The organism is Niallia circulans NBRC 13626 (genome assembly GCF_001591585.1).
Lineage (GTDB): Bacteria > Bacillota > Bacilli > Bacillales > Cytobacillaceae > Niallia > Niallia circulans.
In genome coordinates this window covers 164,805-190,712 of the sequence record NZ_BCVE01000004.1, presented here as the reverse complement: position 1 = coordinate 190,712, position 25,908 = coordinate 164,805, and the positions used below count along the sequence as shown (strand labels likewise).

The following is a 25,908-nucleotide window of genomic DNA, read 5'->3' as shown; positions in this document are numbered from 1 at the left end:
GAAAAAATAATGGAGATAGAAAAAAAGGGGGGGGATTTTGGATGACTGTCCGCTTATTAACAGGTCGATCTGGTACTGGGAAAACAACGTTCTGTATCGAAGAAATCCAAGCGAAACTTGCTGAAAATCCAGAAGGGAATCCGATTATTTATATCGTTCCAGATCAGATGACCTTTATGTCAGATCAACGTTTGTTGTCTGGCTCGAATGTTCAGGGAATGTTTCGTTCACAAGTATATAGTTTTACCCGCCTTGCATGGAGAGTGTTGCAAGAAACAGGCGGAATCAGCCGCTATCACATCAATAGTATGGGTGTAAGCATGTTGATTCGAAAAATTATAGAAGAGAATAAAAATGACCTAACTCTATTTAAAAAGGTTGCCGATAAGAACGGATTTATTGATCAGGTAGAACAATTAGTCACGGAATTTAGAAGATATACTGTTACTCCAGAGGAACTGTTAGCAACGAAAGCACAATTAGAAGGAACAAAAGAACCAACCAAAGCTTTACAGGATAAAATCAGTGACCTTGAATTAATCTATGAAAAATTTGAAGAAAGAATAATTGGAAATTACATTGATGGTGAGGATTATTTCCGTTTGCTTGCGGAAAAGATTAGCGAGTCCTCTTATTTGCAAAATGCTGAAATTTACATTGATGGTTTTTATAGTTTTACGCCTCAAGAGTATTTAATCATTCAGCAGTTAATGCATACATGTGAAAAGGTGACGATTACGAATACATTAGATCCTTTTACTTTCCAAAATGATGACTTAAGTTTATTCCGAATGACAACAGAATCCTTCCAAACAATCCAAGCAATGGCTAAGCAGTTAGGAGTGAAAGTCGAGGTTATCAAGCTTACGGAATTCAAAAAAAATAGCCATCCATCGTTAGTTCATATAGAGAGTCATTTTGATAGTAGACCAGCTGTAGCTTTTACTGAAGATACAACTATTAAATTTGCTGAAAGCGTAAATCCGCGTGCAGAAATAGAAGGGGTTGCACGGGAAATCATAAAACTCGTTAGACATAAAAATTATCGCTATCGAGAGATTAGTTTACTCTCTCGTAATTTGTCAGCTTATCAAAATATTATAGAAACTGTTTTTAGAGATTATCATATACCAATATTTATTGATCAGAAAAGTCGAATGCATGATCATCCTTTGGTGGAGCTGATCCGTTCCTCTTTAGAAATTTTCGATACAAATTGGCGCTATGAGCCTGTGTTTCGTTCGATAAAAACAGAGTTACTATTTCCACTTCATGAACGCAAAAATAATATTAGAGAAAAAGTAGACAGGCTTGAAAACTATTGTCTTGCATATGGAATAAAGGGAAGTAAGTGGACTTCAAAAGAACGCTGGAAGTATCGAAGAATTAAGGGGCTGGAATTTGAACAAGGTGTGCAGACGGACGCAGAAAAGGAATTCGAACAAGAATTAAATGAGCTGCGTCTCTCTTTAACTGCGCCTCTAATCCGCCTTCAAAACCGCTTGAAAAGAGGGAAAAACGGCAGAGCGAAATGTGAAGCACTATATTTATTTTTAGAAGAGCTAGAAGTGCCGGTGAAGATGGAGTATTGGAAGAATGAGTTAGAAAGCAAAGGGGAGCTAGTAAAAGCTGGAGAGCATGATCAAGCATGGAACAGTATAGTAGATCTATTAGATCAATTTGTGGAGATACTAGGGGAAGAGGAATTTTCAACCAAGCAATTTGCAACGGTGATTAGTGCAGGGCTAGATACATTAAAGTTTTCTCTTGTTCCTCCAGCACTGGATCAAGTATTGATTGCTGACTTAGAACAGTCTCGTTTAAATGATATAAAGGTTGCGTTTGTTATCGGTCTAAATGAGGGTGTTTTTCCATCGAGATTTCAGGATGAGGGCATACTTGCAGACACAGATAGAGAATCATTACAACAAAAAGGGATGAAGCTTGCTCCTACAAGCAAAACAAGGTTATTAGACGAGGAGTTTCTTGCATATAAAGCATTTACAACGCCAACGGATTATCTTTATTTAACCTATCCACTGGCAAACGATGAAGGAAAGTCTATCTTGCCATCTACTTATATTAAAAGAATGCAGGATCTATTTCCAAAAGCTGAAACTGTCTATTATATGTCTGATCCGAAAGAATTGTCAGAAGAAGGCCAGCTTGATTATGTGGTTCATTTACAAACAACTTTGTCTTACCTTACTGGCCAGCTTTATTTGAAGAAAAGAGAGTATCCTATCTATGATTTCTGGTGGGATGTTTACAATGAGTATATCGAACACCCAAATTGGAGAGAACCAGCCAAAAAGGTTTTTTCTAGTTTAACTTATCAAAATAAAACCGAGAAATTATCGGAACAAACAAGCAGTGAATTGTATGGAGATACCATATCAGCAAGTGTTTCGAGAATGGAGTTATTTCATGCTTGTCCATTTTCGCATTTTGCTACCCATGGATTAAAGCTTCGTGAACGGCAGGTATATCGTTTAGAAGCGCCTGCTATTGGTGACTTATTTCATGCAGCTTTAAAATATATTGCGGAAACAGTTATGCATCAAGAGTTAATGTGGTCTAGTTTAACAAGAGAGCAATGTGAAAGTTTAGCAAGAGATGCGGTAGAAATGCTCGCACCTAAATTGCAGAATGAGATATTGCTTAGTACTAATAGACATCATTATATAAAAAGAAAGCTAGAACAAATCATTAGCAGAGCTTCTCTTATTTTAAGCGAACATGCCAAACATAGCGGTTTCTCGCCAATTGATTTAGAGCTTGAATTTGGACCAAAAGGGAAGCTGCCATCGATTTCTTTTCCGCTGAAAAACGGTACGAATATGAATCTGATTGGCAGAATCGACCGTGTTGATAAAGCAGAAGTAGGGGATGAAGTATATTTACGTGTAATTGACTATAAATCAAGCGGGCAAGAATTAAATATGAATGAAGTTTACTATGGCTTGTCCTTACAGATGCTGACTTATTTGGACTTAATTATTACAAACAGCACGATTTTGGTGGATAAGGAAGCGAGCCCGGCTGGAGTATTATATTTTCATGTTCATAATCCGATGATTTCCAGTAAAAAAATCCTCACATTAGATGAAATCGAAGAAGAGCTATTAAAGAAATTTAAAATGAATGGGTTAATGCTTGGAGAAGAACGAGTCATTCAGTTAATGGATGAAACATTGGAAAAAGGGAATTCGCCGATTGTACCGGCAGGCTTTAAAACCGATGGCACTCTTACGAAGGCATCGAAGGTAGCTACTAGAGACGACTTTAGCAAAATGCAAAAATTTGTACGTCACAAATATAGAGATTCAGGAAATAAGATTATTAGTGGGGAAGTAGGCATAGAACCTTATCGATTAAATGACAAGAAGCCTTGTACTTTCTGCTCGTTTAAGTCTGTCTGTCAATTTGATGAAGCATTAGAAACAAATCAATATAGACAATTGCCAGCCTACTCAAAAGACGAAGTACTGCAATTAATTAGAGAGGAGGCTAATACAAGTGAAAGAGATTAATATACCAGACAAGCCAGCAGATGTTACCTGGACAGATGATCAGTGGAAAGCAATTATGTCTAGTGGCCAGGATATTTTAGTCGCAGCGGCAGCTGGCTCAGGTAAAACAGCCGTATTAGTAGAAAGAATGATTCGAAAAATCGTATCCGATCAGCCAATTAATGTGGATGAATTGCTCGTTGTTACCTTTACGAACGCATCAGCAGCAGAAATGAAGCACCGGATCGGCGAAGTGCTGGAAAAGGAAATCAATGCAAATCCAGCCTCCCAGCATTTAAAAAGACAGCTGGCCCTTTTAAATAAAGCCCATATTTCTACCATTCATTCTTTCTGTTTAGAAGTTATCCGAAAATATTATTATGTCATTGATTTGGATCCAGGTTTTAGAATTGCGGATGAAACAGAAGGACAATTATTAAGAGATGAATGCTTAGAAGATCTTTTTGAAGAGGAATACGGAAAGGAAAATAATCTCGCTTTTTTTGATTTAGTAGATGCTTTTACAAATGATCGCAGTGATGATGCATTGCAGCGAATGATTCAAGAAATATATGATTTTTCCCGCTCTAATCCATTTCCGTCTGCTTATTTACAGTCTTTAATCGACATGTATGATAAGAAGGAAGATGCAGATATTACTGAATTACCATTTATGAAGCATTTAATCGATGATGTGGAGCTGCAGCTAGACGGTGTGAGGAAGCTGCTTGAGTATGGCTACGAATTGACAAAGCTTCCAGGAGGGCCCGCCCCGAGAGCGAGCAACTTCTTGGACGATTTAGAATTAGTGTCTATTTTAGAAAAGGCAAAGGCACATTCCTGGGAAACTTTATATGAGGCCATGCAGTCATTGAAATTTTCACGGGCAAAACCATGCAAAGGAGACGAATATGATCCAGCGCTAGTGGAAGAGGGACAAAGAATCAGAGATCGTGCCAAAAAAATATTGCAAGAAATGCAAAGCGATCTTTTTACAAGAAAACCACAGAGCTTCTTAAAGGATATGGCGGCGATGAAGCCACATGTGGAGACACTTGTTTATCTAGTGGAGGCCTTTGGGCAAAGATTCCAACAAATAAAAATGGATAAAGGGTTAGTGGACTTTGCTGATTTAGAGCACTTTTGTTTAGCTATCTTAAGTCAACCCGAGGAAACCAATACGGAGCTTATTCCATCAGAAGCAGCATGGTTTTATCGAAATCAGTTTAAAGAAGTGCTTATCGATGAGTATCAGGATGTAAATTTAGTGCAGGAATCTATTTTAAAGCTAGTAACAAAGGATAGTGAATCGGAAGGAAATCTGTTTATGGTTGGCGATGTAAAACAAAGTATTTATCGCTTCCGATTAGCAGAGCCTAATCTATTCTTAGCGAAATATCTTCGGTTTCAAGAACGGGAAGATGCTGGTTATAAAATCGATTTAGCGAAAAATTTTCGCAGTAGAAAAGAAGTTTTAGAAGGAACCAACTTTCTCTTCAAGCAAATTATGGGTGTAAAAGTAGGCGAAATCGAATACGATGAAAGCGCAGAATTAAAGCTAGGTGCAAGTTATCCAGAAGAAACTCCTTATCCGATTGAGGTTGCATTAGTAAATCAGCGTGCTGAGTCAAGTGAAGACATGGAGATGGACGGAGAGTCAACGGGACTTGATGCAGCAGAACTGGAACAATCACAATTGGAAGCAAGAGTAATTGCTGAAAAGGTAAAAGAATTATTTGAAACAAACCAAGAGGTATATGACGCAAAACAAAAAGCATATCGACCAATTCGTTATAAGGATATGGTCATCTTATTGCGGTCTATGACATGGGCTCCGCAAATAATGGAAGAATTAAAGCAGTATAATATCCCGACCTATGCGAATTTAACAACAGGCTATTTTGAATCCACAGAAGTAGATATCATGATGTCTTTACTAAAGATTATCGATAATCCATATCAAGATATTCCGCTTGCTTCAGTTCTTCGCTCTCCTATTGTGGGATTAACGGAAGAGGAATTAAGTAAGCTGCGGATTGCCAAGAAACAAGGAGCTTTTTATGAAGCTATTCAAGCTTTTATTCAATCCAATAATCAGAAAGAAGAAGCTTTGTATGCAAAAATAAGACCGTTCTTTGATAAATTTGCAGATTGGCGCGCTGAAGCAAGAAGAGGGGCGTTATCTGAACTAATTTGGAAGCTTTATCGGGAAACATATTTCTATGATTTTGTGGGGGGATTACCAGCAGGAAATCAGCGTCAGGCAAATTTGCGTGCACTTTATGACAGGGCTCGGCAATATGAAGAAACATCGTTTCGCGGGTTATTCCGCTTCCTTCGTTTTGTAGAGAGAATGAGGGACCGCGGCAATGATTTAGGTGCTGCAAGAGCTTTAACCGAACAAGAAGATGTTATTCGAATTATGACAATTCACAGCAGTAAAGGTTTAGAGTTCCCATTTGTATTTATGGCAGGATTGGGCCGTAATTTCAATACAATGGATTTAAGAAAGAACTTTTTATTGGATAAGGATTTAGGTTTTGCTACGAAATATATTGATGCAAAAAAGCGAATATCTTATCCGTCCCTCCCGCAAATTGCATTTGCTAAAAAGAAAAAGATGGAGTTGCTGGCAGAGGAGATGCGCGTCTTATATGTTGCATTAACTAGAGCAAAGGAAAAGCTGATTTTAATAGGTGCGGTGAAGGATATAGAAAAGGCAAAACAGAAATGGTCCCAAATCGCAGAACATTCCAATTGGCTTTTAAATGAGTTTGATCGTGCCCAAGCGAAGTCATACTTAGATTGGATCGGTCCAGCATTAGTGAGACATCGTGACAACAAATGGATTCATTTAGAAAGTTGGAGGGAAAAAGAGGAAATTTCTTTTCATCCATCTAATTGGGAAGTGAAAATTCTTCAAAAAGAGGAGCTTCTAAACCGATCGGTGGAGGAAGAAAATAAAGAAAATGAATGGCTTGAAATAGTATCGGAAGGAAAGCGAATGGATCGTTTCTCTGCTTATAAAGAAGACATTAAGAGAACTTTCGCATGGTCCTATTCTTCTAAGGAAAGCACCTCTCATCGCTCTAAGCAGTCTGTATCCGAATTGAAGCGCCAAGGAGAACTGCGGGATGCTCAAAGTGGGACAGACCTTGCTGAAAAATGGAAGCAAACGGTCTGGAATCGACCGAAATTCATGCAGGAAAAAAAATTAAGCCCAGCAGAAATCGGAACAGCTATGCATATGGTTATGCAGCATGTAGATGTAAAGGCAGAAGTTACGGCAGCTGGTCTAAAGCAATTATTAGAAGAGATGGTCAAAAAAGAACTATTAACGACTGAGCAGGCCGAAGTTATTGATATTTCTTCTATTTTATCCTTTTTCCAATCACCTTTAGGAAAAAGAATGCAGCAGGCACCAAAGCTTGTACGAGAAATTCCTTTTAATATTGCCTATCCAGCAAGCCGAGTATATGCAGATTGGCAGGGAGAAGAAGAGCCTGTTCTCATTCAAGGAATTATTGATGTATTCTTTGAAGATGACTTAGGTACTGTATTGCTTGATTATAAAACAGACACAATATCTGGTCGTTATAAGAGTGGATATGAAGAAGCAAAACCAATATTAGAATCACGCTATAAAGTGCAAATAGAGCTTTATACAGAAGCATTGGAAAAAATCTTAAAGCGAAAAATAGAAGAGAAATACTTATTCTTCTTTGATGGTGCACATGTGTTAAAGTTGTAAAAATTCTCGTGTCATAGTCGTATAAAATGGCCCCCGCAAAAATTGTGGGAGGCCAAATTAATGTAGAAAACAGAGGAGAATATTTATTAATTATTACCGGATATAGGCTGATCAATCCCGCTGCTATCTGTATAATTACTGGAATTGACTGCATTATTAGTAATTACAAATGCACCATTATTTCCAGTACCTGAACCTATTGTTGATTTTGCATTGTCCTTTGGAGAAATAAATAGGGAATCTCCAAATTGTACAATTCCCTCTCCCGTGTTAACAATTTGAATCGGACCTATTATAGCAGGCATAATTCTTTCCTCCTTGAAAAATATATGAACTCTCGAATGAAAGGGACTTAGCAGCTAGTTATTTGCAACAACTGGTTGATCAAGTAAACTAGTATCTATATAGTTACTAGCGTTTAATCCATTATTTGTTATAATAAATGCTCCCGTATTGGAGGTACCAGAGCCTAAGGTTGCCTTTGAATTTCCTTTGGGAGAAATAAATAATGAATCCCCAAATTGCACAATTCCTTCTCCTACGTTAACAATTTGTACTGGTCCTACAATTGCAGGCATTTTTTAACCTCCTTTTGTGGTATCTATTCTAATCTGATATTAAAATATTCTTCTCGAAAAAATTTTTATCTTCCTCTTTCTATTATTCTAGACTTGTTTCTGTGTTATTAGAAAAAGGAGTTCCTATAAGATTTGTGCCAGTAATGGAAATAGGGCTTTCAGGGGTTGTAGTATTAAATTGACTAGGCTCATTTAATTGGATCAAATTATTTTCTGTTTCCGCTGCAAGTGGTTGCTCTATTTGCCGGATATGTTTAATTCTTGCTTCTGCATATAGATGACGGCAATTGCCTACTTGTAATAAGGAGGCAGAAGATATTCCAATAATATTTATATGATTTACTTTAATGATCGGTTTCCTATTTTCAAAATGACATGTTACATTTTCGATAATAGGAAGTAAGGGAATGGGTTCTGTAAACACAGAATAGTCTTCATATTCTGTTTCCGAACCATAAAAGAACTCTTTTTGTCTTTGGACTGCTAATGCCCTAGAGGCAGATTGATGGTAAGTTGCATCTCCGATTTCTACAATGGAGGAAAAGGATACGGTATTAATAGTGATTAAATCAACAACAGATGTACGCTGTAACATAGTTAAATTTTTGGATGCAGTGGAACAAAAGGGCCAATAATTAAAGATTCGGCTGGTGTATCGAAGGTGGAGGCTAATTGAATCGTTTGTGTATCTCCTATTAAGCAAATAGAGGAGCTGGCAACCCCTATAATATCAATTCTACCTACTTGAAGCTCTCGATTATATACTTGAAAATTCACTCTTTTCCACTTCCTTTCATGTTATCTGGTATATGACTTAAAAATAAATGAACTCCATTTTCCATTTCTTCCTTTAAAGCGTTGATAATTGCTTCATTAGATAAAGTGCTGCCGCTTTGCTTACGGTTAGTATTTTGTTGTAAATAATATTGAATCCTTGTTGGTAATTGCTTTGTAATATCCTCTTGAATAAAGGTGACATAGGATTCCTCTTCGGGCATATTAAGTTCTAATTGCTTTTGCCGAATGATTTCTGGCAATTCTAATTGAATAAATTGATGCATGACCTCTTCTATATCCATGGATCGATTCATCATCTGCTTAGGATCAATGGGTGGATAGAAAGGGGCCTGAGGCTGTTGGGTTGGTGAATTTGGATTAATGGCAAGTTCTTCAATGTTGCTTAAGTCTTCAGGATTAAGTCCGATATTCAAGGTTCCTTCTAACGTTTCCACTTTTAATTGGTCAAAGCTGTAATCGATACGATCAATATGGACAGTTGGCTTTTCGCTGATTGCCGTAACCTCATTCGTAAGATTGGCAACCTGTGCTTCTAAATCTTTAATCCTTTTTTCAAGCAATTGTAAATAATGACGCATATTTTCACTGTATTGATAAAAATCATAAGACATTTCTATCCCCCCTTTTTTCCTTATTGCAAATCCTTCCTATCTTCGAGGAGATTGCAAGGGAACAGCAGGTGAGAAAACGGTATCTTCATCTGCTACATCCATTCCAGGTTCTTCTGGTTGAAGTTCAGGAGCTGATTCTGTAAATCCTCCCGTATTATATAAGTATGAGGCAGGTTTAATAATTCCAGCACTGCCTATCTGTAATACAGAAGAGTTAGAAATCCCCCCGATTTTAATTGAATTTATGGTTATAGATTGTTGGATAAAATAATTCATTAGACACATCACCTTTTAGTCTAATTACGCATTCGCAGCAATTGGCTGATCCAATCCATCGTTATCATACGTATTGGTAGAACTACGGTAGTTGGTAATCTTTAATCCATCCCCTGTATTAAAAGAGCCTGATCCAGAAAAGGTTTTCGCATTAGAGATAGGCATCATTTTGTATACATCGCCAATATTAAAAATAGAGCTACCCCCAACGGATATAACTTGAGCTACTCCAACAATTGCTGGCATATACAACATCCTTTATACAATATTCTTATACATACTATGGAAAATAACGGATTAGGTGATACATTCACCTAGATAGCTTCATACTATTCTTAACTAACATATTCTTTTGAATGATTGTACTATGACAAGAAAAAGGAATAGGAGTTAATTCACTGTTATAAATAGCGATTTTTTGTTTTAGAAACGCTAAGAATGGAGGGGGGGAATTTTATTTGGAAAAATTTTTGAGAAAGTTTATAATTTTCTTAAATGTTCTAATGTATATAATGATATTATAGGGGGATTAATCTATGAAGCTTGCAACGGTTGCGTGGAAGAATAAAGTTTTTATTGGAGTAGTAGGGGAAAAGAGAGTTTTACCTTTAAATGATGCAGAGGAAAAGCATACGGGAAGAAGACCGTATCCAGAAGATCTTATTAAATGTATAGAACAAGAAGGATTCATGAACAAGGTAGAAAGTTTAATGCATTGGGCAGAAGAGCATTATGATAGCACAAATCTTTATATACCAATGGAAAAAGTGAAGTTTCTAGCACCGATTCCTAGACCGCGAAAAAATATCTTTTGTGTTGGCAAAAATTACGAAGAACACGCAATAGAAATGGGAAGTAAAGCGGACATTCCTGAGCATGTGATGATTTTTACGAAAGCTCCCACCACGGTTATTGGCCATATGGAGAATATTATGGAACATAAACAAGTAACAGAGCAGCTTGATTATGAAGGCGAACTAGCTGTTATTATTGGAAAAAAAGGAAAAGGAATTAAGAAAGAGAAGGCATTGGATTATATATTTGGCTATACCATCTTAAATGATATCACCGCTAGAGATCTACAGAAGAAACACAAACAATTTTTTATAGGAAAAAGTTTAGACACGACGGCGCCAATTGGACCATGGATTGTAACAAAGGATAGTATTCCCAACCCGAATGAATTAAATATTACTACTAAAGTAAATGGAGAAATAAGACAACAATCCAATACAAAGCATTTTATTTTTCCAATCGAAGAAGTAATAAGTGTATTGTCTAAAGGGATGACGTTAGAGCCTGGAGATATTATTGCCACAGGAACACCTGCAGGAGTTGGGAAAGGTTTTAACCCACCACGCTTCTTAAAGGCAGGGGATAGCATTGAAATATCGGTGGAAGGAATTGGTACCTTAATAAATCAAGTAGCAGCTGAGGAATAATAAGTCGAAAATAGAGGGATTAAAGTAATCTATGGTAAAATAATGGAGAAAAGGAGGGGATCTATATGAGTTCAACAGATGCTCATGTACTGACATGGATTATTGGGCTAATTCTATTTGCCTTGTCATTCGGTTTACATAAAGCAGGAAAAGAAAAGGGAAGTAAAATCGTACATATGGTGTTACGGGTAGTGTATATTCTGATTATTGGTTCTGGAATTGGCTTAATTGCCAAAACAGGGATGGATTTCATGCATACAATTAAGATGCTTGTAGGCATTTGGGTTATCGGTATGCTTGAAATGGTACTTATTCGCACGAAAAAATCCGAAAATACAAAAACGCTGTGGATTTTATTGGTAGTTTCTTTTGCGCTTGTGTTAGCGATTGGATACAGCATTTAATAGAAACGATCAAGAGGCTTGTAGAAGAGGTATCTTTTACAAGCTTTTTTATAAAGAAGATCAAGGAGAAAAGGGAGAAACAATGAAGGACTTTTCGATAAAAATAGTGGTTCTGGTTTTTTTATGTTTGGGCACTTTATATCAAGCATATAACATTGATGCTTGGCATTTTGCTATGCACTTATTTCTGTTTTCTATTATTATAGGATTCTATTTTCTCGTGCCTGTATTTAAAAGAAAAAGCATACCGTTTCTTACTATCATTGTTATGCTTGAAATAGTCCTCTTTACAGTAGGAAGAGAGTTATATAGCTATCTATTACTAATGCTTTTGTATTTTATGATAGTAATGAGTACTTATATATCAACTAATTTGTTTCGTATTGTCATTAGCTTGTTTCTTTTAATCAATGCTGCAATAGTTATTATAATGTTTCCCTATTTAGCTTTGGTTTGGATAAGTTTTCTTCTGTTAATTTCCTATTTACTTATTCATGTAAATGAGCTGGAGGGGGATTATCGCCAAATAAGAAATACATATGAATCTTTACTAAATGATTATCGGATACAGAAAAGACAATCTTACTATAATGAGCATGCAGCAAGAGTGGAGGAGAGAAATCTAATTGCTAGACAGATGCATGATTCCGTTGGTCATAAATTGACTGCATTAATGATGCAAATCGAACAATTTTGGATTAAGGAGAAAAAGGATCAATATTTAACTTTGAAAAATATGGCAGCTGACAGCTTAGAAGAAACAAGAAAAGCGGTACGTCTTTTACAAGTAGACGAGCCAAGAGGAATTGCTTCTATTATTACGCTGATAAAAAAATTGGAAAGTGAAAACAATATTCACGTCCATTTTACAACCAAGCAAGGGGTACTACAAGCAAACCTTAGTAATAAACAAAGTGCTGTCCTCTATCGATCTGTACAGGAAGGTATCACAAATGCGATGAAGTATGGAAGTTCGAAAGCTGTGCATATTACACTAGGTGTTTCCCCAATTGGGCATTTGACATTTGAAATCAGAAATCCCTATATACATAAGCATCCTTTTCATTTTGGTTTTGGTTTAGAGAATATGAAAAAAAGAATAGAAGAAAGACATGGAAAATTAGAGATTCTTCAATCGAATGGAGAATTTATCCTGCAAGGAAATATTCCTGTTGGGAGGAATGAAGATGATTCGCGTGTTAATTGCGGAGGATCAAGCAATTGTTAGAAATGGTTTAAAGATGATTATTGAACAAGAAGAAGACATCAAGGTCGTTGCTGAAGCGGAAAATGGAAAAGAAGTGTTGTTTTTATTAGAAAAAACAATTGTAGACATTGTTTTAATGGATATTCGTATGCCAATTATGGATGGGATGGAAGCGACGAAAAAAATTCGTCAGCAATTTCCACATATAAAAATACTTATCCTCACTACTTTTAATGATGAAGATTATGCAATAAAGGTATTTCAAGAAGGGGCGAATGGTTTTCTGCTAAAAACAACAGATAATACTACTTTAGTAAATAGTATCAAAAGTTGTTTGGCGGGCGGCATGTCGATACATGATCAAGTTGCCGCAAAATTAATGCCAAAGCTGTTAAAAAAAGAGAACCTGCCTGAGAAAGAACTGAATCAGACAGTTGTGTTAACAACACGAGAAATAGAAATTCTCAAAAAAATAGGCCAAGGGAAAACAAATAAAGAAATTTCCCGTGAGTTATTATTATCTGTTGGAACGATTAAAAATCATATCACTCAAATTCTAGCAAAATTAGAATTAAGAGATCGAACACAATTAGCTATTTATGCGGTGCGGAATGATTATATTTGATTTCATTGCCAGCTAAGTAATAGGAAAGCGAAGTAGAGTCATCTGCGGCTGCTTTCCACTAACCTTCTTTTTTTTGAAATAAAACCCGAACGATTATATAAGAGCTTTATTAGCAGCTCTGTATAATGGTTCGGGTGAAAATGCCTCACTACGCTTTAGAAAGGTGAATAAAGCCCTCGCCGAAGACGTCTCTCACATCATGAATGGTAATAAAAGCATCCTCATCTGTTTGTTTCACGATTTTCTTTAGTTTCACAACTTCTTGTTTATTAATAATAATATAGAGTATTTCCTTGTTCTCTTTTGTATAATAGCCATGACCTGATAGAACAGTTACGCCACGATTTAATTGTTCGTTTACTTGATCCGCAATTTCTGCAGGGTAATTGGAAATAATCGTCACTGCCTTCTTCGGATTAACGCCTTCTATGACAAATTCCATCACCTTTGTTCCAACATAGAGCATAATAATTGTCAGCATCACACCTTCTGCCTTTATTAGGAAGAAGGAGGCAAAAACAACAAGAAGATCAAAAAATAATAAGCCGTAACTTATACTCCAGCCGAGATATTTATTGGTTAGTCTTGCTAGAATAGTCGAGCCAGCTGTTGTACCGCCTACTCTTATAATTAATCCAATTCCAACTCCGGCAAATACGCCGCCGAAAATAACATTAACAAATAATTCGTCAGAATGGATTGACCATGTCTCTGTTAGATGTAAAAATAACGAGTTGAAAAAAACAGCAATAATGGTATAAATAATCATTTGTTTATTTAAAAATTTATAACCGATTATAAGCAAAATGGTGTTTAAAGCAAAGTTGACTATACCTGGAGACCATTGAAATAAGTAATAAGCTATAATGGCTAAACCGGTTACTCCTCCTTCTCCCAAATCATTAGGAATAACAAATAAATTGACAGCCAATGCAAAAAGGAAGGCTCCAAAAATAATCACTAGGATATCCTTTCCGTATTTTTTCATGAAAAAAACCTCCAATAATAACAGAAACTTAATGCAAACTATTACCAGTATAATAAAGGAAAACGCAAATTCATAGGAAAAGTTTTAAAGTAATATGACTTGGTTACTCACTCGGATAAATGTTGGTTCAGCAGGATAGCTGCGGAACATATGAAGAGGGGAATGTAAATGACACTGTAATCGGTATAAATGATAGATTTAAGAACAAAAATGTGACACCATGAAATGGATAATAAAATGAAATCGAGCAGGCGAAAGACAGGGGCTTTCATCCAGTCTAATGGAAAGAGTAGTGTATTTTAGTGTGTGGGGATAATCACATCCATTTATATTTTTGGCTGGGAAACTTATGTCCCAGCCAAAACATAAGTTTAAGTCTGTTCCTTGGAAAACACTTATGTTTCTAAAGAAGTATTTGATGGGGACTGCTCTTCGATTATTTTTGTAACCTTCACTTGACTGATTCTGCGGTCCACAATTTCTTCGACTTGAAATTCGAAATTTTTAAAGAGGATGGTTGGTTTTTCATTCTCATTAGGAATATAGCCAATCCTGCTGATGAGAAAACCACTCAATGTATCATAAATTTCAATCGGCAAGGTAATTTTCAATAACTCTTGCACATCATCTAGACTGATAGTCCCTTGCAATAAATAGGTATGTTCCCCGATAATCTTAATTTCAGGAGGTTTTGGTTCATCGTATTCATCAAAAATATTGCCGACGATTTCTTCCACCAAATCCTCCATTGTCACAATACCGTCTGTTCCGCCGTATTCATCAACGACAATTGCGAAAAGGACATTATTTTTTTGCATCTGGATAAATAATTCATCAATTCTTTTTGATTCTAGTACAAAGTATGGTTCGCGAATAATCCTACTTAGTTGAAAGGAGGTATCTTCTTTACCCATATAGGCTAATAGATCTTTAGAATGTAGGATACCGATAATATTATCCATATTTCCCTCATATACAGGATAGCGAGTATACATTTCACGATTCACAAGAGCAGCTATCTCATTTAGAGTATAATGGGAAGGAATAGCTACCATATTAGATCGATGGGTCATAATATCTGTGACATCTTTATTATCAAATTCGAAAATATTATGTATCATCATTCGCTCATCTTCATCAATACTTCCTCTTTCATTTCCTACATCAATCATCATTTTTATATCTTCTTCTGTTACTTCCTCATCTTCATCATCTGGACGAACGCCGAAAAGCCGTGCAACCAGGTTAGTGGAGAAGGTTAAGAAAGCGACAAATGGCGCTGTTATTTTAGAAAGCATTGTTAGCGGACTTGCGGCGAACATCGCAATTCCTTCTGCTTTCTTCAAAGCAACTCGTTTAGGAACTAATTCACCAAATACAAGCGTGAAATAAGATAACAGCAGCGTAATAATAATGACGGAGATAGAGTCAAGCAATCCTTTGGAGAGAGGAATACCCATACTTAAAAATAACTCTGTTAAGTGACCAGAAAAGCTGTCCGCAGCAAAAGCGCTGGCTAGAAATCCTGCTAGAGTAATCCCAATTTGGATTGTCGCCAGAAATTTACTCGGCTCTGACAGCAATTTATGCACTATTTTAGCCTTCTTGTGGCCAGTGTCAGCCATATGTTTAATTTTATTGTCATTTAAGGAAATGAGCGCAATTTCTGCAGCTGCAAAGAAAGCGTTTAAAGCAATAAGGATGACCAAGACTAGAATGCCCAATTAGTACAGCTCCTTTCCGATGATTATCTTTTATTTGTTTTACCCTTTTTAAATGAAAGTATGCTTAAATAAGCAGCAGCTATTGAATTAGCATAAAAAGATATGACTATAGTCATTTTATTTTTGGAAAAAAATGACCTTTAGGTATAGGAATGGAAGAGTCTTTTCATTATGCTGTATATAGAAAGGATGATGACCTTGTTAGAAATAATAAATTTATCTAAATCTTTTAAAGGGAAGCAAGTTGTGAATTCTGTCAATTTATATTTAGAACGTGGAGAAATTGTAGGCTTACTAGGACCGAATGGTGCAGGTAAATCTACAACAATATCTATGATATCTTCTTTGGTTTCTCCTCAAGAGGGAGACGTACGTTTAAATAATGAAAGTATTTTAAAAACACCGCAGGCTTTACGGAAAGTTCTTGGAGTAGTACCACAAGAACTCGCTGTTTATATGGATTTATCTGCACGAGAAAACTTACTCTTTTTTGGTAAAATGCATCGGATTCCTAAAAAAATTTTACAGAAGAGAGTAGATGAAGTTCTTGAAATTATTGGTTTAAAAGAACGGGAAAAGGATTTGGTCAAAACCTTCTCAGGCGGAATGAAACGGAGATTAAATATTGGTGTCGCTTTAATACATGAACCGGAAATAATTATTATGGATGAACCAACTGTTGGAATTGATCCACAATCCAGAAATTATATTTTAGAAACAGTGAAAAGACTAAATGAAGAAAAGCAAATGACCGTCCTTTATACAAGTCATTATATGGAAGAAGTAGAGTTTCTTTGTAATCGGATTTATATTATGGACCATGGTGAAATCATTGCATCTGGAACGAAGGAGGATATTAAAAATATTTTATCGGCAGAAACAGCCATTAACATTAAGGTGGAAATCGTCAAACATGAATTTACAGAAGCACTCCGTCATCTTGAAAGCATTAAGAATATCTCGATTCAACAATCGGTGATTACGGTTATCGTACCAAGAGGAGTGAATTTGTTAAAAGATATATTGCGGATTGCCGAAGAACAGAAGACAAATGTACTCTCTGTAAATATTGAGGCGCCTACTTTAGAAGATGTGTTCTTGCATTTAACTGGCCGTCAATTAAGAGATTAGGAGGATTCCAGATGCTTTGGCAAATGATAAAAAAAGAATTATTACTGATTTGGAGAAGACCGCGAGAGCTGGTTGTCTTGTTGTTAATGCCGTTTGTGCTTATCACGATACTTGGCAGCGCGTTAGGGGCTTTGGATAATGATAGCGAAATAGAAGTAAAAGCGAAGCTAGCTATGGTGGTAGAGGATCAAGAACAGCAAGCCCAACAAGAAATAATAGAAAAAATAAACCAGTCTCCTCTAAGCGATCAAGAGAAAAAAGCAAAAATAGCGCATATTCAGGCTCTGCAGCCGATAGCTACATTTATGAAAGCAGTCGGGGAAAATCCTGATTTAAAGAAATTCCTTTCCGTTACGGAATATAGTGACCGGACCATAGTAAAGGAAAAGGATTTTGACGGTGTAGTATATATTCCAGAAGGATTTACTTCTGAATTTTATACAAATTTTTTAGAGGAAGAAACCGAACTTCCATCGTGGATAATAAAGACAAAAAACCAAGAGTCCCTTCAGGCAACTATTATCGAGGATATTATGACGAATTATCAAAAAGAGTGGACGTATCTAAAGACAGCCCAAGATCTTCAAATCGATTATTCGACATTAGTTAGTGAAAAGGTAAATGGACAAATCAAAAATATCGAAAAGAAAAAGGAAATCAGCGCTTTTGCTTATTATGGAGTCGGCATGTCTGTGATGTTTGTATTCTATATATCTACAACGGTAGCAGGCTTTGCTTATCAGCAAAAAGAAGAGCTTTTGTATGAACGTATCTTACTGGCAAATGTTCCAAAGTTTGTGTTTTTTGCAGGTGTTTTTACTGTAGCCTTTATTCTATCTTTTTTACAGCAGACCATTTTATTCAGCTTAATAGCAATGATTTATGGAGTCGTCTTTTCTAGTATGATAAACCAATTAGTTGTTATCTTAACGGTAAATCTAATGGCTGCAGCGTTTGCTACTATAGCAACTTCTATTTCTTTTGCTGCTAAGTCACGAAATGTGGAGAGTATTATGTCTTCCTTAATCGTACCTATTCTTGCGTTTATTGGCGGCAGCTTTTTTGATGTAAGTGCGATCGGTGGATTTATGGAAACATTAGGCGAATATTCTCCTGGAGGTGCAGCCCTTACTGCTTATTTAAAAGCATATCAAGGCTATTCATTGGCAGATTTATGGAGCCATCTTAAAGCAATCCTCCTATTTTCTATTACTTTGCTGTTGATTAGTGTGATTACCTTGAAAACAAGAGGAGGGGTTCGCCAATGAATGCAATTCTATGGGGGAAATGTAAGAAATTTATTAGACAGCCAGGTGGATTTATTGTAACCTCCTTCATTTGTATCGTTTTTGCTTATTTAGTTGGGATGTCTTCTTTCACAAAAGTAGAAGTGCCAGTTTATACAGAACAATCGGAGAAAACAACTGATATTCTAGAAGCTTTAAATCAAAGTGAAAGTTATTCGTTTGTTATTTATACAGAAAAAGAAGTAAAAGAACAGTTAGCAAAGGGAAAAACAGATATAGGAGTGTCGATAAATCCAGACACTTATACTATTTTTCGAGTAGCTGATACGTCCAATGTATTAATGGTTCAAAATTATCTTCAAACCTATTATGCGAATATGCTTAAGGAACAAGCGCTGATCAATGGAGCAGCGGATAAAGAAGAAGCTCAAAGGGTGCTTGCACATAATAACGAGACACCAATTATACCTGTAGAAACAGAACAAACATTAACGGATAAAGAAGCAAGCTATAATCAATCACTCCAGTCGCTCTTTGGGTTTACTTTATTCTTCTGTATTTATACCGTTTCCTTTACGGTTATTGAAATTCTAAGAGATAAACAAGGTGGAATATGGGATCGATTTATTTTATCCTCTACTTCAAAAGCACAAATATATTTAGGGAATTTATTATTTAGTTTTTCGATAGGTTATATCCAAATAATAATGATTTTCCTTCTTTTCAGGTATGGATTAAATATTGATTTTAATGGGAATTTTCATTTGGTGTTTGTTCTAATCATTCCATATTTATACGCTATTGTGGCATTGACTATTCTCCTAACAGGTCTTGTGAAAACACCAAGCCAGTTTAATGCCTTTATTCCGTTGGTATCTGTAAGCTTTGCGATGCTTGGCGGAGCCTATTGGCCAATTGAAATTGTTACATCGAAAATAATGATTTTGTTATCCAAAGTTGTTCCTATTACTTATGGAATGGAACTATTAAAAAAAGGTGTTATCGACAGTGCTTCTTGGAATGATATTATGGTTCCGGCAGGGATTCTTTGTTTGATGGGAACAATTATGCTAGGTATTGGCATTCAGCTTATAGAAAAAAGACATGTATAAGAAAATATAAGGTGTAATATTTTGAAAAAATAAAAAATAGTGTATAATTAAGAGTATAGATTTCCAAGTTTAGGAAGAGGGATCTGGAACAATTGATCCGAAAAATAGTGAAAGGCTATTTAGATGTTGTTGTTCTTCCTTTGACATTTTTCATTTCTATTATTTTTGAGCCGAGTGGTAATCTTGTTCGGTTAACAAATGACACCATTAGAGATATGTAGGGTATACACACATAAATATGTTGGATAAGTATCTGTCTTGGAGTGGCAGGTACTTAGTTTCAAAGAGCTTGAAAGAACTAATAAGGGAGAAAGAGTATGAGATCACTGGAACATGAAATATAAAACCATTATTGTAGAGGACCTCCCTCTATTCTTTATTGAAAAATAAAAAATAGGGAGGAATAAAAAGTGACAGATATTAATTTTCATAGGTATTTAGAGGAAATAAACGAGAAATTTTCAGGATGGGACTTTTCTAGCATTTATGATACAGGCAGAATCCAAAACAGCATGATTTCTTGGTCTTACGGGAGCAAAGTAATTTCTGCAATGCAGGAAACCACAGCTGTATTGGATATGGGAACTGGGGGAGGAGAGTTTCTCTCCTTATTGAAAGGCTATTTTCCAAGTATCATTTATGCGACGGAAGGGTACAAGCCGAACGTATCGATTGCCAAAAAGAAGCTTGAGCCATTAGGAGTGAGAGTGATGGAAGTGGTTGATGATAATGAATTGCCATTTCCCGACAATCATTTTGATTTAATCATTAACAGACATGAATCTTACTCTGTAAAAGAAGTGAAAAGAATCTTAAAGCCAAAGGGTATTTTTCTTACCCAGCAAGTTGGAGGTTTAGATTGCAAGGAAATAAATGACTGGTTTGGAGTTCCGCTCAATCCTGAATTTAAAGAGTGGAAACTTTCAGCTGCTCTTAACCAGTTTTCTCTCACTGAATGGGAGGTTCTAGAGTACCAAGAGGAGTTTCCTATCCAGCGTTTCTATGACTTGGGCGCACTTATTTATTATTTAAAGGCGATTCCTTGGCAAGTTCCTGATTTTAGCGTAGAAAAGTACCAGAATGAACTCTATCGTTTGTATCAGCACATCGGGAAAACTGGCTTTTTTGATGCCAGCCAATCTCGTTTTTATCTAAAGGTGAGAAAGCAATAATGTAGAAGTCACAAAAGAAACTCAGTTATTACCTTAAAGGTTTAGCTGAGTTTTTTAGTTTTTTTCAAAAAAAGAAAAATTCATCGAAAAATAGAAGATTGTTTGGCCAGTGGATGCCAGCTGTGCAAGAAAGACTTAGCAGCTAGTGCTGTTTTAAATCCTCTAGTTTAACTATATTTAGACTAAGGGATTTTCTTATATTTTAAAAAGAAAAGCGATCTATTAATTCCGTACTTTTTCTTTGATGCTCTCTGTTCTGTGAGTAATTTATTTGATACAAGCTGGAAAATAAGACATTAAGCACATAATCAATGGATACTTGTGATGCAAAGGTAGCGATTTTGTATGTTTCTTTCTTTTCTAAAGCTGGTATGGTTAAAACAACATCTGCCATTTTGGCTAATTTACTTTCAGGAAAGGCGGTTAGCAATAAAATCGGCACCTTTCTTTCTTTTAATATACGAGCAGCAATGAAGTCCTCATTTGATTTAGCTTCATAAGTAATAAAAAAGGCGCAGTCATTTATATCAATGTTAACAGTGTTATTGGCAAATTCATTACGGGCCGTTGCGATTATGGCATATTTATTTATCTTCAAAAGTTTATTTTGAAAACTTTCGGCCCGAATTTGCGAATCTCCTACAGCATACATAAAGATACGGTTTGCATTGTATAGATACTTAGTCATTTTAAAAAGGGATTCTTCCTTTAAGAGCTCATAGCTTTCTTTGATGGCCTGTTGAGTTAAATACATCATATCCTGGCTGATTTTCATAAGAGAAGCATCATCTTCAAATGGGATATTGGGATTAATTTCAGATAAAACATGGTTTTTTTGCTCAATAGATTTAACAAGCATAATTTTAAAATCTTTAAAACCCTTCATTCCTAACTTTTGTGTAAAGCGAATGATAGAAGTATGGGAAGTAAATGTTTTTTGTGCTAACTCTTGGATTGTCATTCTCTCTATTAAGTTAGCATTTTCCAAAATATATTTTGCAATATTTTTTTCTGCTGTTGTATAATCCGTTCTATTTGCAATTTGTTTTAGCAACAAATCGGCTCACTCCTTTAAAATTGAACATTTTGTTCATTAAATCAGCTTAATTTCAGATGGAAGCTTGAACATTTTATCCTAAATCCGTTCAGGCTAAAGCTTTACATGGAATTCTCTGTTATTCCATCCTATAATGGTCCCATTAAGGAAAAAAGGAGTGTCTTTTATGCTGACAATTGGATACATAGGAAATGGCAAAAGTACAAATAGGTATCATCTTCCTTTTACTTTACAAAGAGACCATATTAAGGTGAAAACAATTTATCGTAGAAATCCAGCCCATGATACATGGAAGAAACATAAACATATTCATTATACTACGGATTTAAATGAGATACTCAAGGATCAAGAGATTCAATTAATCGTAGTAACAACATCTCATGACTCTCATTATTTATTTGCTAAGTTAGCTTTAGATCATAATAAACATGTGCTAGTGGAAAAGCCATTTATGATGTCGGTAGAAGAAGCCGAAGAAATATTTCTGTATGCAAAAGAAAAAGGACTTGTTGTTCAATGCTATCAAAACCGCCGTTATGATTCAGATTTTCTGACAACAAAAAAGGTGATAGAGAGTGGTAAATTAGGAGATTTATTAGAAGTAGAATTGAATTATGACTATTATCGACCAGAAGTGCCAGAAACAGTCCAGGTTTATAATAATTATCGCAGCTTTATGTACGGACATGGTACCCATACGATCGACCAGGTCATATCTTATTTTGGAAAACCGCAGCATGTTCATTATGATGTACGACAATTATTAGGTCAAGGACGAATGAATGACTATTTTGATTTAGACTTTTATTATAATCAGTTAAAGGTTTCGATTAAGTCAAGTTACTTCCGACTAAAAGAAAGACCAAGCTTTGTTGTTTACGGTAAGAAGGGAAGCTTCATTAAACATTCGAAAGATAGACAAGAGGAACATTTAAAACTTTTCTATATGCCTGATGGAGAGGGTTTTGGGGTAGACCAACCAGAACATTATGGCACCCTAACTTATATAGATGAGAATGGAAATTACCATGAAGAAAAAGTTGTGTCAGAGGCAGGGGATTATGGGCGAGTGTATGATGGAATGTATAATACAATCATCTATGGGGAAGAAAAAATAATAAAAGATGAGGAAACGCTATTACAATTGGCAATTTTAGAAGAGGGAATGAAGGGATGTAAATAAAATGAAACTTGGAATAGTGGGAGCAGGAAAGATTGTTCAAGATTTATTACCTATGCTTAAATCTATACCACAAATTGACTTGGTGGCGATTTTTGGAAGACCCAATAAAAAAGAATTTTTGTTAGACTTACAAAAGGAATATCCTATAAACAAAATATATGTGGATTATAAAGAGATGCTTGCAGATACCGATATAGATGTCGTTTACATAGCATTGCCTAATCATCTTCATTATTCCTATACAAAACTAGCTTTAGAAGCCAGAAAACATGTAATTTGTGAGAAGCCTTTTACCTCTAATTTGAATGAATTGAAGGAATTAGAAAGGATTGCCCAAAAGAATGATCTTTATTTAATAGAAGCAATTACTAATCAATACAGAGGGAATTTTTTAAAAATAAAAGAATTGCTGCCTAAGCTAGGAGATATCAAGGTGGTAGAAGCAAATTATTCTCAGTACTCCTCACGTTATGATGCTTTTAAGGAGGGGAACATTTTACCAGCTTTTAATCCAGAGATGTCGGGTGGCGCCTTGATGGATATTAATAGTTATAATATTCATTTCGTTGTTGGGTTATTCGGAAAACCAATGGAGGTGCAGTATTATCCCAATTTGTCACGAGGGATTGATACTTCTGGAGTCTTGATTTTAGAGTATGAGCGCTTTAAAGCGATATGTATAGGTTCAAAAGATAGCTGGGGAGCATCATTTGCGACTATTCAAGGCGATAATGGCTTCTTGACAGTTGATGGACCTGTTAACAGTATAGATTCATTATTTATCAGCAATGCTAGTAATGTAGAAGAGAAGATAAATAAAAATGAGCATAATCATCGAATGTATGAAGAGTTCGTGGCATTTGAAAAAATAATACGCGAGAAAAACAAAAGTGAAATGCTAAAAAGACTAGAACATAGTCTTCAAGTGATGGAGATTCTTACAATAGCGAGAAAAAGGGCAGGAATTGTTTTTGCTGCCGATAAATGGCTAAATGAATAGGTTTGAAAGAAAGTCTTCTATTAATAATAGAGGACTTTTTTTATCGTTAAAGGAAGAAACGAGGAAGGTAAGGGAAACAAGTCACTGTTTCCCAACTTATTAAAGTAAATCCTTCTCTTATAAATAATAGACTTTGAAAATAATGTCCTGCGGGTGATTCCCGAATTTTTTCCCAAAAATAGTGGCACCTCCAACATATTCAGCATCTTCTTTCACTTCAAGTCGAAATGTCCAGCGATCACAGTTGTCATCCAATTCATTAATGGTAATGGCGGATATCGGATCTCCATCAATATATGTACCATGGTTTGTAATTCGCAGTGTTTTAAGAAGTCCGTATTGATTTAAATTATGCGGCCACCATTCAGGAGTAAGTTTACCTCGTGTATCTGCAAAGTCGCCAGGGCTTCTCCAGGTTCCAAGTTCTAGCCCATTTAGTGAAAAGGTAATATCAGAAGGCCAATTATCATTAGAAAATGGAAATTCTGAACATACTTCTAAACTAATTTCAAATTGCTGGATTTTTTCTTCCTTTTTTAAAAAGTTTGGGATGGTGTATTGGATAAAGCCTTGAGTAAACCACAAAATTTCTGCTTCCACTCTTTTTGGATCCATAAAGAGTTTCGGTTCATCTACTCTGCCAATAAAATCCTTTTCTGAAGCTAATCCACAGGTTGGCTTTAAATCATAATCAGTATAATGACCAATTGGAACAGAAGTTTCGTAAGAAGCAAAAGAATGATAGATTTTCTTCGGAAAGTTGATTTCAATGTGGTCCACTTTTAACATGGAAATTTTCTGTAAGCCAGACTTCCCTGGAACCTTTTCGGTCTTTATTAGACCTGCATCTTCTAATTTTTTTACATGCTTTGTTACAATAGCACTGCTGATGCCCAATTCTTTGGCAAGCTCTTTTATATTCATTTTATTTTTAGACAGTAACTGAATAATTGTCATTCGAACTTCACTTGCTAAAGCTTCGTACACGACTAAAGAGGATTTATCGATCCCCAATTGCATATAGACCCCTTCTTTCAGTATGTTTAATTAACTATAAAGTTTCCTTCTTATACAAAAAATAACATGTAAATTAACCTCTGTAAATGTTTTCTTTTAGTGTAAGGGGTGATTAATGTTAATGTTAATATTTTTATTGATAAAGTTTGTTAAGTTTATAGAATTGTTATCTTAAGTATTATTTAATTTAATATGCCTTAAAGCAGAACGGAAAGCAGTTGGTGTCATGTTTTCTGTTTGCTTAAATACTCTCATAAAATATTTCTCATCTTTAAAACCACAATCGGCAGCAACTTTTGTAACAGTATCATTCGTATTCAATAATAATGATTTTGCCTTCTCCATTCTAACTTGAAGAATAAATTGGCTGATCGTTGTCCCGGTATTTTTGGAAAAAGTATGTGATAAGTAAGCTTTATTATATCCAAAATGATTGGCGATCTCTTCAATTGTTAAGGGGTGATTGCTGTTCATCCGAATCCATTCTTTTACATAGTGTAAGAAACGATTATGTGGTTCCCTCTCTTCGGTATCTTCATAGACACTACGGGCTTCCTCACTAAGTTCTAGCAGAATCGCTGTTACTAAATAATCTAGAAATCCATTATTTGTTTGAGATGATTTCATGCTTGCGATTAATTGATTTAACAAAATGATGGTTTTACAAAGATTCATTTCAGATGAATACAAAGGTAAATATATTTCTGGAGTAGAGCTTTTTCGTACGAAGGGATCTGAAACAGTCTCTTTTCCTTGAGGGAGATAAAAGTGGAACCAATAAAAGGACAGGCCTTTTTCTGAGGGTTTATTACCTTTAAAAGATGTGTTGGCAGGAATGAAAAGAAATTCATTTTCTTTTAATTCATATGCGGTATTATCTACCTCTAAATAAAGAGTACCGGAAATACATAGGATAATTTCTTCATTTGGATTTCTTCTTGGTGCATGAGACCATGAAACATCTGATACAAATAAACCAGCTGAATGAAAGGGTACCGCTCCTTTTAGATGGGAATATATATACGTTGCTGGCATCTTTTTTCCTCCTTTTGAAGATATGGTAGCATGATCAT

25 protein-coding genes are annotated in these 25,908 nt (G+C 35.6%); 13 read left to right on the top strand and 12 right to left on the bottom strand.

The genetic code is table 11. The annotated features are described in order from the left end of the window. The first annotated feature begins 41 nt into the window (after positions 1-41). Both addB and addA read left to right on the top strand, forming a co-directional pair. Entirely contained in the window at positions 42-3,533 is a 3,492-nt protein-coding gene (addB, locus tag BCI01S_RS06895) for a helicase-exonuclease AddAB subunit AddB (RefSeq protein ID WP_061797494.1), read from the top strand. Then, the gene (addA, locus tag BCI01S_RS06890) at positions 3,520-7,263 is read left to right on the top strand and encodes a helicase-exonuclease AddAB subunit AddA (protein WP_082810008.1); all 3,744 of its coding nucleotides are present in this window, start codon (positions 3,520-3,522) and stop codon (positions 7,261-7,263) included. Before addB ends, addA begins: the two co-directional genes overlap by 14 nt. Before the next feature lie 86 nt (positions 7,264-7,349). On the opposite strand, the gene BCI01S_RS06885 is transcribed toward addA, so the two are convergent. The 7 genes from BCI01S_RS06885 to BCI01S_RS06855 all read right to left on the bottom strand — a co-directional run bounded on the left by BCI01S_RS06885 (position 7,350) and on the right by BCI01S_RS06855 (position 9,772). Then, positions 7,350-7,568, bottom strand: coding sequence for a spore germination protein (locus BCI01S_RS06885; RefSeq protein WP_047943093.1), 219 nt, complete (start codon positions 7,566-7,568; stop codon positions 7,350-7,352). Between the two features lie 54 nt (positions 7,569-7,622). Beyond that, complete coding sequence (locus tag BCI01S_RS06880; RefSeq protein ID WP_047943094.1) at positions 7,623-7,841, bottom strand: spore germination protein; 219 nt, start codon at positions 7,839-7,841, stop codon at positions 7,623-7,625. Between the two features lie 82 nt (positions 7,842-7,923). Beyond that, positions 7,924-8,436, bottom strand: a complete 513-nt coding sequence (locus tag BCI01S_RS06875) for a spore germination protein GerPE (protein WP_082138364.1) — start codon at positions 8,434-8,436, stop codon at positions 7,924-7,926. A 2-nt stretch (positions 8,437-8,438) separates the two neighbouring features. Continuing rightward, complete coding sequence (locus BCI01S_RS06870) at positions 8,439-8,618, bottom strand: spore germination protein GerPD (protein WP_047943096.1); 180 nt, start codon at positions 8,616-8,618, stop codon at positions 8,439-8,441. Beyond that, the gene (gene gerPC / locus BCI01S_RS06865; RefSeq protein ID WP_047943097.1) at positions 8,615-9,250 is read right to left on the bottom strand and encodes a spore germination protein GerPC; all 636 of its coding nucleotides are present in this window, start codon (positions 9,248-9,250) and stop codon (positions 8,615-8,617) included. Before gerPC ends, BCI01S_RS06870 begins: the two co-directional genes overlap by 4 nt. A 36-nt stretch (positions 9,251-9,286) precedes the next feature. Continuing rightward, positions 9,287-9,526, bottom strand: a complete 240-nt coding sequence (locus BCI01S_RS06860) for a spore germination protein GerPB (protein WP_061797492.1) — start codon at positions 9,524-9,526, stop codon at positions 9,287-9,289. A 24-nt stretch (positions 9,527-9,550) separates the two neighbouring features. Beyond that, the gene (locus BCI01S_RS06855; protein ID WP_047943099.1) at positions 9,551-9,772 is read right to left on the bottom strand and encodes a spore germination protein; all 222 of its coding nucleotides are present in this window, start codon (positions 9,770-9,772) and stop codon (positions 9,551-9,553) included. A gap of 290 nt (positions 9,773-10,062) precedes the next feature. Here BCI01S_RS06855 and BCI01S_RS06850 point away from each other — a divergent pair, with 290 nt between their 5' ends. The 4 genes from BCI01S_RS06850 (at position 10,063) to BCI01S_RS06835 (ending at position 13,204) form a co-directional block, all read left to right on the top strand. Continuing rightward, complete coding sequence (locus BCI01S_RS06850) at positions 10,063-10,968, top strand: fumarylacetoacetate hydrolase family protein (RefSeq protein WP_061797488.1); 906 nt, start codon at positions 10,063-10,065, stop codon at positions 10,966-10,968. A 65-nt stretch (positions 10,969-11,033) separates the two neighbouring features. After that, complete coding sequence (locus tag BCI01S_RS06845; RefSeq protein ID WP_047943101.1) at positions 11,034-11,372, top strand: DUF1516 family protein; 339 nt, start codon at positions 11,034-11,036, stop codon at positions 11,370-11,372. Continuing rightward, positions 11,356-12,600, top strand: a complete 1,245-nt coding sequence (locus tag BCI01S_RS06840; RefSeq protein ID WP_061797485.1) for a sensor histidine kinase — start codon at positions 11,356-11,358, stop codon at positions 12,598-12,600. The genes BCI01S_RS06845 and BCI01S_RS06840 overlap by 17 nt, the downstream gene beginning before the upstream one ends. Then, positions 12,560-13,204 (top strand): response regulator transcription factor, encoded by a 645-nt coding sequence (locus tag BCI01S_RS06835; RefSeq protein WP_047943102.1) that lies wholly within the window; start codon positions 12,560-12,562, stop codon positions 13,202-13,204. The genes BCI01S_RS06840 and BCI01S_RS06835 overlap by 41 nt, the downstream gene beginning before the upstream one ends. 148 nt (positions 13,205-13,352) lie before the next feature. On the opposite strand, the gene BCI01S_RS06830 is transcribed toward BCI01S_RS06835, so the two are convergent. Together BCI01S_RS06830 and BCI01S_RS06825 are read right to left on the bottom strand one after the other, a co-directional pair. Then, positions 13,353-14,192 (bottom strand): YitT family protein, encoded by an 840-nt coding sequence (locus tag BCI01S_RS06830; protein ID WP_047943103.1) that lies wholly within the window; start codon positions 14,190-14,192, stop codon positions 13,353-13,355. Between the two features lie 395 nt (positions 14,193-14,587). Continuing rightward, complete coding sequence (locus BCI01S_RS06825) at positions 14,588-15,916, bottom strand: hemolysin family protein (RefSeq protein ID WP_061797483.1); 1,329 nt, start codon at positions 15,914-15,916, stop codon at positions 14,588-14,590. 198 nt (positions 15,917-16,114) lie between these two features. Between BCI01S_RS06825 and BCI01S_RS06820 the strand changes: the two genes are divergently transcribed. From BCI01S_RS06820 to BCI01S_RS06805, 5 genes are all read left to right on the top strand, one after another. Then, positions 16,115-17,047 (top strand): ABC transporter ATP-binding protein, encoded by a 933-nt coding sequence (locus tag BCI01S_RS06820; RefSeq protein ID WP_047943105.1) that lies wholly within the window; start codon positions 16,115-16,117, stop codon positions 17,045-17,047. An 11-nt stretch (positions 17,048-17,058) separates the two neighbouring features. Continuing rightward, entirely contained in the window at positions 17,059-18,315 is a 1,257-nt protein-coding gene (locus BCI01S_RS06815) for an ABC transporter permease (protein WP_047943106.1), read from the top strand. Continuing rightward, positions 18,312-19,406 (top strand): ABC transporter permease, encoded by a 1,095-nt coding sequence (locus tag BCI01S_RS06810; protein ID WP_047943107.1) that lies wholly within the window; start codon positions 18,312-18,314, stop codon positions 19,404-19,406. The genes BCI01S_RS06815 and BCI01S_RS06810 overlap by 4 nt, the downstream gene beginning before the upstream one ends. A 92-nt stretch (positions 19,407-19,498) precedes the next feature. Next, positions 19,499-19,627, top strand: coding sequence for a hypothetical protein (locus BCI01S_RS26165; protein ID WP_268874800.1), 129 nt, complete (start codon positions 19,499-19,501; stop codon positions 19,625-19,627). A 189-nt stretch (positions 19,628-19,816) separates the two neighbouring features. After that, complete coding sequence (locus BCI01S_RS06805; RefSeq protein ID WP_047943108.1) at positions 19,817-20,578, top strand: class I SAM-dependent methyltransferase; 762 nt, start codon at positions 19,817-19,819, stop codon at positions 20,576-20,578. A 202-nt stretch (positions 20,579-20,780) separates the two neighbouring features. Here BCI01S_RS06805 and BCI01S_RS06800 read toward each other — a convergent pair whose 3' ends face one another. Continuing rightward, a complete protein-coding gene (locus tag BCI01S_RS06800; protein ID WP_047943109.1) occupies positions 20,781-21,635 on the bottom strand; it encodes a MurR/RpiR family transcriptional regulator in 855 nt (284 codons plus the stop codon). A gap of 166 nt (positions 21,636-21,801) precedes the next feature. Here BCI01S_RS06800 and BCI01S_RS06795 point away from each other — a divergent pair, with 166 nt between their 5' ends. Both BCI01S_RS06795 and BCI01S_RS06790 read left to right on the top strand, forming a co-directional pair. Further along, positions 21,802-22,818, top strand: a complete 1,017-nt coding sequence (locus tag BCI01S_RS06795) for a Gfo/Idh/MocA family oxidoreductase (protein ID WP_047943110.1) — start codon at positions 21,802-21,804, stop codon at positions 22,816-22,818. Between the two features lies 1 nt (position 22,819). Then, positions 22,820-23,818, top strand: a complete 999-nt coding sequence (locus BCI01S_RS06790; RefSeq protein ID WP_047943111.1) for a Gfo/Idh/MocA family protein — start codon at positions 22,820-22,822, stop codon at positions 23,816-23,818. Between the two features lie 117 nt (positions 23,819-23,935). Here the strand turns inward: BCI01S_RS06790 and BCI01S_RS06785 are convergent, their stop codons facing one another. Further along, positions 23,936-24,838: an ArsR/SmtB family transcription factor gene (locus BCI01S_RS06785; RefSeq protein WP_061797481.1), complete on the bottom strand. Its 903-nt coding sequence runs from the start codon at positions 24,836-24,838 to the stop codon at positions 23,936-23,938. A 168-nt stretch (positions 24,839-25,006) separates the two neighbouring features. Further along, complete coding sequence (locus tag BCI01S_RS25185; protein ID WP_047943113.1) at positions 25,007-25,870, bottom strand: AraC family transcriptional regulator; 864 nt, start codon at positions 25,868-25,870, stop codon at positions 25,007-25,009. Positions 25,871-25,908: the final 38 nt, after the last annotated feature.